The organism is Streptomyces flavofungini (assembly GCF_041028215.1).
Classification (GTDB): Bacteria; Actinomycetota; Actinomycetes; order Streptomycetales; family Streptomycetaceae; genus Streptomyces; species Streptomyces flavofungini_B.
Genome location: NZ_JASKYR010000452.1, coordinates 1 through 7,531 on the forward strand (window position 1 = coordinate 1; position 7,531 = coordinate 7,531).

A 7,531-nucleotide genomic window follows, 5' to 3' on the forward strand; every position below is an offset into this window, starting at 1 on the left:
CCAGAACCCCCCGCACGACATCCCGGCAGAACATCGTCGACGAAACCCACGCGGAGCCGAGCCGCTCCCCGGCCAGCGCGACAAGGAAGTTCTGCACCCCCGCGCCCGCCGCGACGACGAACATCTCCCGCTCGGCGGCATCCCGGCGCGCGTCCCCGTACGTATGCGCCCCGTCCATGACCATGCAGGGAACGACGAGGTACGGAGCCTTGCGCAGCACGTCCCCGCGCCGCACCCGCCGGGCGATGGCCTCCTCCGACTTCCCGTCCCGCCGCAGGTCCGCGACCCACGCGTCCCGCATGGCGTCGAGCAGCGAGAGCCGCGAGGAGGCGGACTCCAGCAGGACGAACCGCCACGGCGTCGTGTGGTGCGGCGCGGGCGCCGTGACGGCCGAGGCGACGGCCCTCCGCACGGCCTGCGGATCGACCTCCTCGTCGCTGAACTCCCGCACGGTCCGCCGCAGCGCCACCGCCTCCCGCACCGCCTCCGACGTACCGAGCCGGAACATGTCGCTCCGCGCGTCCCGCACCAGCGCCCGCGCCCCCGTGTCGGCATCCGCGTCGGAATCCGCACCGGAGCCCGCTCCAGGCCCCGCGTCCGCCGGGCGCACCACATGCGGCAGCCCCCGTACGACCGCGACGGGCAGCGCCGCGGCCTTCCCCTTGACGAGATCCCCCGCCGCGGCCAGCTCGTCGGCGGTGGCGACGACGGTCGCGGAGAGCGGATTGCCGTACGCGTCGGTCCCGCCCCGCAGGTCGTCCAGGACCCGCACCCCGGCCGCCCCGATGGCGACGTCCGTGAGCCCGGCGCGCCAGGGCCGCCCGAAGGTGTCGGTGACGACGACGCCGACGTCGACCCCGAGCGCGTCCCGCACCCCGTCCCGCACGGCGCGGGCCGAGGCGTCCGGGTCCTCGGGGAGCAGCAGCACCGTCCCCGACGGTGTGTTCGACGCGTCGACCCCGGCGGCGGCCATCACGAGCCCCTGCCGGTTCTCCACGATCCGCAGGGTCCCGCGGCGCGCCACGACCCGCACGGTCTCCGCGTCGATGGCCGCCTCGCGGTCGTCCGCCTCGACGACCCGCCCCTCCGCCTTGCTGACGATCTTGGAGGTGACGAGGAGCACGTCCCCGTCGGCGAGACCCGGCTCGGCCGCGACGATCATCTTGGCCAGGTCGTCGCCCCGCCGCACCTCGGGCAGTCCGGGCACGGCCCAGACGCGGTAGGACGGCGCTGTCACGCCCGCACCTCCGAGGCGAGGGCGAGGGCCTGGCGGGCCATCTCGGCGGTGGCGTCGAGGTCGGTCATCATCAGCGGCACGGCGCGGCACCGGATGCCGGCGCTCTCCACCCGCTCCACCGCCTTCTCGTCGACGGTGTCGACCAGCCAGCCGTCCAGGAGGCCGCTTCCGTAGTGCTCGGCGACGGCGGCGGCGCTGGTCTCCACGCCGACGGCGGCGAGCACCTTGTCGGCCATGCCCCGCACGGGCGAGTCGCCCACGATGGGGGAGAGCCCGACCACCGGCACGCCCGCGTCGGCGATGGCCTCGCGGATCCCGGGCACGGCGAGGATCGTCCCGACGCTCACCACGGGGTTGGACGGCGGGAAGAGCACGACGTCGGCCTCGGCGATGGCCTCCAGGACGCCGGGCGCGGGCTTCGCCTGCTCGGCGCCGACGGGCACCACGGCCTGCGCGTCCACGGAGGCGCGCAGGCGCACCCAGTACTCCTGGAAGTGCACGGCCTTCTGCTCGCCGTCGATCGTGACGGCCACGTGGGTCTCAACGCGGTCGTCGGACATCGGGATCAGCCGCACCCCGGGCCGCCACCGCTCGCAGAGCGCCTGGGTGACGGCGCTGAGCGGATATCCGGCGCCCAGCATCTGCGTACGGACGATGTGGGTGGCGAAGTCGCGGTCGCCGAGCCCGAACCAGTCGGGACCGACGCCGTACGCCGCGAGCTCTTCCTTGACCTTGAACGTCTCGTCCGTACGCCCCCAGCCCTGGTCTTCGTTGATGCCGCCGCCCAGGGTGTACATCACGGTGTCCAGGTCGGGGCTGACCTTCAGCCCGAACAGGTGGATGTCGTCACCGGTATTGCCGATGACCGAGATGTCCGCGTCGGGCGCGGCCTTCTTGAGGCCACGGAGGAAACGGGCGCCGCCGATGCCGCCGGCCAGAACCACAATGCGCATGCGCCCAGCATGTCAGGCGGGTACGACAGTCCGTCAGGCGGTCACGACATCCCCGGTGATGTCGTCGGGGGTGACGGCGGCGCACTGGGCGGCGTGCATCGGCATCTCGGTCAGGCCGGGGTAGTAGACGTGCAGGCTGATGGCCGGTTCGAGGCTGTCGTTGACGACTTCGTGCACATAGCCCGGCGCGAAGACGCGCTGCGCGCCCGGCGCGAGCGCCTTGGCGCCCCGCTCGGTGCGCTCGGTCAGCTCGCCGTCGAGGACGGTGAGTACGCCGGAGGAGCGCCCGTGGTCGTGCAGGCCGCTGCCCTGTCCCGGCACCCAGGAGAGCAGCCAGACCTCGTAGCCGGGGCCGGTGCGCAGGCGGTGGTACCAGCGGCTGGCGGCGTCGTAGCGGACGAGGTGCTCCCACTGGGAGCGGTCGGCGGCGATGGCGCGGGCCAGACCGACGAACTCGGCCACGGTCGCGGGGTGCTCGCGGGCGGGCTGGAGGAGGTGGGGGACCTCAAGGATGTCGCCGGCGATCTGGAGGTCGCTGTCGCTGTTCATCGTGCGGTGGTTCCTCAACGTGAGAGTGCTGGGGTGTCGCGAAGGATGGGTGGAGCGCGGGGCCGCGCGGAGACGCGGGTTCACGAGCGGAGCTGGGCGGAGAGCACGGGAGAGGGCTCCACCGGAATGCGGCTCTACAGCTGGATGGAGATCAACAGCTGGAGCAGGAACAGCAACAGCGCGCGTGGGCAGCGTCGATGGAACCGCTGGTGCGGGTCATCGAAAGAGCCAAGTTGGCGAGCATGCCCACCAGGACAGCGGCTTACACCTCTCCTGTCAACTCAATGTCCGTTATGTGAGACATGTTTCACCTCATCCGGTTCAACTGTCAGGTGAAAGGTTTGTGCACCTGACTCTCGGGACACATGGCGCAGCAACCGGCTCTCAAACATCCACGTCATTCTTGGTGAGTGCCGGTGGGCCGCTGACTGCTGTCAGGGTTTATGCCGATTTGAACACTTTCTGCATAGCCTTGGTTCCGCAGAGTGAATAAGGGGCCCAATAGCAGATCTCGGCTTGACTGGCCCGGATCGGCACACTTGTAATTTCACTCGTGTCGTTCAGCCGAAATCGGTAGCGGCAGCACCACGGGGACGCACAGACAGACGAGGGGCGCAGATGACCGAGCTGGTTCAGGAACTGCTGGTCGAGGACGCGGACGAGGAACTCGGCTGGCAGGAGCGCGCGCTGTGCGCCCAGACCGACCCCGAGTCCTTCTTCCCCGAGAAGGGCGGCTCCACGCGCGAGGCCAAGAAGGTCTGCCTCGCCTGCGAGGTCCGCTCCGAATGCCTCGAATACGCACTGGCCAACGACGAACGCTTCGGCATCTGGGGCGGCCTCTCCGAGCGCGAGCGCCGCCGGCTGAAGAAGGCCGCGGTCTGACACCCGGCCCGCCACGCACCCGACGCCCGGCCTGCCGCGAAAACGCACACACGCGCGTGCCGCCGACCAATTCGGCACACACCTCCGTCAAACAAACCGTGACTGACGGCCCGTCACCCGTGGGTTATCCACAGGCGGCGGGCCGCCCTGTTGTCAGCCGTTAGTGTGGGGCCCCGTCCGAGACGCCCCGGCGCCCCCGCAGGGCGCAGGCGTTTACCGCAGTCCATCGAACCGGGGCCCGTACCTCGATGTCCGTGCACAGCCATCCGGCAGCCCACCACGACGCTGCCGCCCCTGAGTTCCCGCGGCACGTCGTGACCGCCGTCCTGGTCTCCCACGACGGCGCGCGCTGGCTGCCCGACGCCCTGGCCGGGCTGCTCGGCCAGGAGCGGCCCGTGCAGCATGCCGTGGCCGCCGACACCGGCAGCGCGGACGACTCCGCCCGCCTCGTCACCGAAGCCCTCGGCCCCGACCACGTGCTGCACCTCGCCCGGCGCTCCGGCTTCGGCACCGCCGTCGAGGAAGCCGTCCGCGGCGCCCGCGTCCTCACCCCCGAAGAACTGCCCTATCTCAAGCGGCCGAGCGGCTGGGACCCGGTCAGCAGATCCTGGCGGGACGACGCCTACGACCTGCCCGAACTGCCGCACGGCGAGCCGGTGCAGTGGCTCTGGCTGCTGCACGACGACTGCGCCCCCGAGCCCGAGGCCCTCACCGAACTCCTCCGCGCGGTGGAGAACGAACGCGAGCTGGGCAAGGACGTCGCCATCGTCGGCCCCAAGCTCCGCGGGTGGTACGACCGCAGGCAGCTCCTCGAAGTCGGCGTCTCCATCGCCAACAGCGGCCGCCGCTGGACCGGCCTCGACCGGCGCGAGCAGGACCAGGGCCAGCACGACCACGTCCGGCCCGTGCTCTCCGTCTCCACCGCGGGCATGCTGATCCGCCGCGATGTGTACGAACAGCTCGGCGGCTTCGACCGCCGCCTGCCGCTGATGCGCGACGACGTCGACCTCTGCTGGCGCGCGCACGCCGCGGGCCACCGCGTCCTGGTCGCCCCCGACGCCGTCGTGCGGCACGCCGAGGCCTCCTCGCGCGAGCGCCGCACCGTCGACTGCGTCGGCCGCACCGCGACCTCCCCGCACCGCGTGGACAAGGCGGGCGCGGTCTACACCCTGCTGGTCAACGCCCGCTCGGCCGTGCTCCCCTGGGTCCTCGTCAGAATCGTCCTCGGCACACTGCTGCGCACCTTCGCCTATCTCGTGGGCAAGGCCCCCGGACAGGCCCTGGACGAGATCGCGGGCCTGCTGACCACACTCCTGCGCCCCGGCAGAATCCTGGCCGCGCGCAAACAGCGCGGCACGTCGGTCCTCGACGCGGGCGAGACACGGGCCCTGTTCCCGCCGCCCGGCGCCACCGTGCGGGCCACGGTCGAGCAGACCGCGGGCAGCCTCTTCGGCAGCTCCGACGCCGAAGCCCCCTCGGGCGCTGGACGGCACGGCGGCGCCGTCGAGTCGGGACCCGGCGGCGACGACGCCGACTTCCTGCAGATCGAGCAGTTCGCCCGCCTCAAGCGCATCGCCCGCAAACCGGGACCGATGCTCTTCGTGGTGCTGCTCTTCGTCTCCCTCATCGCCTGCCGCGCCCTGCTCGGCGGCGGCGCCCTCGCGGGCGGCGCCCTGCTGCCCGCGCCCGCCGACTCCTCGGAGCTGTGGGCGCGCTATGCGGACGGCTGGCACCCCGTCGGCACCGGCGGCACCGAGTCCGCCCCGCCCTATCTGGCGCTGGTCGCGGCCCTGTCCTCGCTGCTCCTCGGCTCCACCGGACTCGCCGTCACGGTGCTGCTCGTCGCCTCCGTGCCGCTGGCGGGCTTCGCGGCGTACTTCGCCTCGCGCCCCCTGGTCACCTCACGCCTGCTGCGCGCCTGGGCCTCGGTCGCCTACGCCTTCCTGCCCGCCGCCACGGGCGCGCTCGCGGGCGGCCGGATCGGCACCGCGGTCCTGGCGATCCTGCTGCCGCTCATCGCGCGCGCGGGCATCGCGGCGAGCGGCCTGGCCAAGAGCGGCGACGCCCGCGGCACCTGGCGCGCCACCTGGGCGTACGCACTGCTGCTCACCCTGGCCACCGCCTTCACACCGATCATCTGGCCGATCGCCCTGGTGCTCGGCCTCGCCCTCCTCGCGGTCCGCCGACGCGACATCGTGGCCTACGGAGCGCGCTTCCTCGCCGCCCTCGGCACCCCGCTCCTCGTCCTCGCGCCCTGGTCGCTGACGCTGCTGCCGTTCGGCTTCTTCACGGAGGCGGGTCTTGAGTTCGGCACCGGCTCCGCGACCGCGCTCGACCTCCTCGGTTCGAGCCCCGGTGGCCCCGGCACCGTGGACGGACTGCTGCTCATCGGCATCGTCCTCGCCGCGCTCGGCGCCCTGCTCCGCGCCGAGCGGCAGCTCGCGATCCGTACCGCCTGGTGCGCCGCCCTGGTCTCCCTGGTCTTCGCCGTCCTGTCGAACGGCTCGGCGTGGGCAGGCCCCGCCACGCTCGCCTACGGCATCGCGCTCCTGGCCGCCGCCGCCCTCGGCGCCGACGGGGCACGCGCGCGTGTCGCCGAGCAGAGCTTCGGCTGGCGCCAGCCGGTCGCCGCGCTCATCGCGTTCGCCGCGGCGGCGGGACCGCTGCTCGTCGCCGCCGGATGGATGATCCGCGGCGCCGACGGCCCCCTGGAGCGGCGGGACCCGGTGCAGGTGCCCGCGTTCGTCGCGGAGGAGAGCGGCACCCAGGACCAGGCCCGCACCCTCGTGCTCGGCAGCGAGTCGCCCGCCGAGGTGTCGTACACCCTGGCCCGCGGCTCGGGCGCCCGGCTCGGCGACGCCGAACTGGCCGCGTCCGCCGGTGCCGACGCCAGGCTCGACAAGATCGTGGCCCGCCTCGTCGCGGGCTCCGGCGCCGACCAGGCCGACCAGCTCGGCGGCTTCGCCGTCCGCTATGTGCTCGTACGCGACGGCGCGCCGCGCCAGATGAGCCGCACCCTGGACGCGACCCCCGGCCTGACCCGGCTCAGCCAGGAGGACGGCAGTGCGCTGTGGCGGGTGGACCGGCAGGTCTCCCGCGCCGCCATCGTCCCGAAGGCGGGCGACACCGAGCCCGTCGCGGCGGGCCCCGTCGAACTGCACACGAAGATCCCCGCCGGTGAGCAGGGCCGCGTGCTGCGGCTCGCCGACTCGGCGGCACCCGGCTGGACGGCGACCCTCGACGGCCGCCCGCTCACCCCGACCACCCTGGACGGCTGGGCCCAGGGCTTCGAGCTGCCCACCTCGGGCGGGCAGCTCGACGTCACCTACGAGGTGCCGTTCGGCCACACCGCCTGGCTGTGGGCGCAGGGCGCGCTCGCCGTCGTCCTCGTCGTCCTCGCCCTGCCGGGACGCCGCCGCGACGTCGACGACGACCTCCCCGAAGAGCCCGTGATCCCGGCCCAGGCGGTCGAGGGCGAGGGCCGCAGGGCGCGCAGGCTGCGGGCCCAGAGCGAGCAGGCGGCACCGGAGCCGGGCCAGGACGCGCCGCCGCCCGCGCCCCCGCAGGACCCCTCGGGCGCACTGCCGCAGCAGCAGACGCGGTCCCACGGAGAGGAGCAGCCCGAGAACGCGTCCTACGAACGCACGCCCCAGGGCGGCTGGGACACCCCGGCCCAGGTCGGCGCCGAGCCGGAGGCGAACCACGCCTACGAAGGCGGCCCGGGGCAGTACGGGGACGGTGCCTACGGAGCCGTGACCTACGACCAGCAGGCCTACCAGCAGGACGCGTACCAGCCGGACGCCTACCAGAGCGGGCAGGGCGCCTACCAGTCCGACGCCTATCAGAACGGTCAGGACGCCTACCAAGGCGGCCAGTACGACCCCTACGCCTCCTACGGCGGCGCGGCCGG

Annotated in this window: 5 protein-coding genes; 2 read left to right on the top strand and 3 right to left on the bottom strand. The window is 73.2% G+C overall.

The genetic code is table 11. The features are described 5' to 3' along the window. The 3 genes from AB8Z36_RS26660 to AB8Z36_RS26670 all read right to left on the bottom strand — a co-directional run. The coding region (locus AB8Z36_RS26660; protein WP_369215920.1) for a coenzyme F420-0:L-glutamate ligase at positions 1 to 1,237 on the bottom strand (1,237 nt) is incomplete at its 3' end. Further along, on the bottom strand, positions 1,234 to 2,190 hold the full coding sequence (cofD, locus tag AB8Z36_RS26665) for a 2-phospho-L-lactate transferase (RefSeq protein ID WP_369215921.1): 957 nt from the start codon (positions 2,188 to 2,190) through the stop codon (positions 1,234 to 1,236). The genes AB8Z36_RS26660 and cofD, both read right to left, overlap by 4 nt. A 33-nt stretch (positions 2,191 to 2,223) precedes the next feature. Beyond that, positions 2,224 to 2,739, bottom strand: a complete 516-nt coding sequence (locus AB8Z36_RS26670; protein WP_369215922.1) for a cysteine dioxygenase — start codon at positions 2,737 to 2,739, stop codon at positions 2,224 to 2,226. A 618-nt stretch (positions 2,740 to 3,357) separates the two neighbouring features. Here AB8Z36_RS26670 and AB8Z36_RS26675 point away from each other — a divergent pair. Both AB8Z36_RS26675 and AB8Z36_RS26680 read left to right on the top strand, forming a co-directional pair. Then, positions 3,358 to 3,621, top strand: coding sequence for a WhiB family transcriptional regulator (locus AB8Z36_RS26675; RefSeq protein WP_016642094.1), 264 nt, complete (start codon positions 3,358 to 3,360; stop codon positions 3,619 to 3,621). A gap of 248 nt (positions 3,622 to 3,869) precedes the next feature. Then, on the top strand, positions 3,870 to 7,531 hold a 3,662-nt coding region (locus tag AB8Z36_RS26680; protein WP_369215923.1), incomplete at its 3' end, for a glycosyltransferase family 2 protein.

What these genes read in the sequence shown, in the direction of transcription:
- cofD (WP_369215921.1), bottom strand. Translation starts at nt 2,190, where the DNA reads ATGCGCATTGTGGTTCTGGCCGGCGGCATCGGCGGCGCCCGTTTCCTC.
- AB8Z36_RS26675 (WP_016642094.1), top strand. Translation starts at nt 3,358, where the DNA reads ATGACCGAGCTGGTTCAGGAACTGCTGGTCGAGGACGCGGACGAGGAA.
- AB8Z36_RS26670 (WP_369215922.1), bottom strand. Translation starts at nt 2,739, where the DNA reads ATGAACAGCGACAGCGACCTCCAGATCGCCGGCGACATCCTTGAGGTC.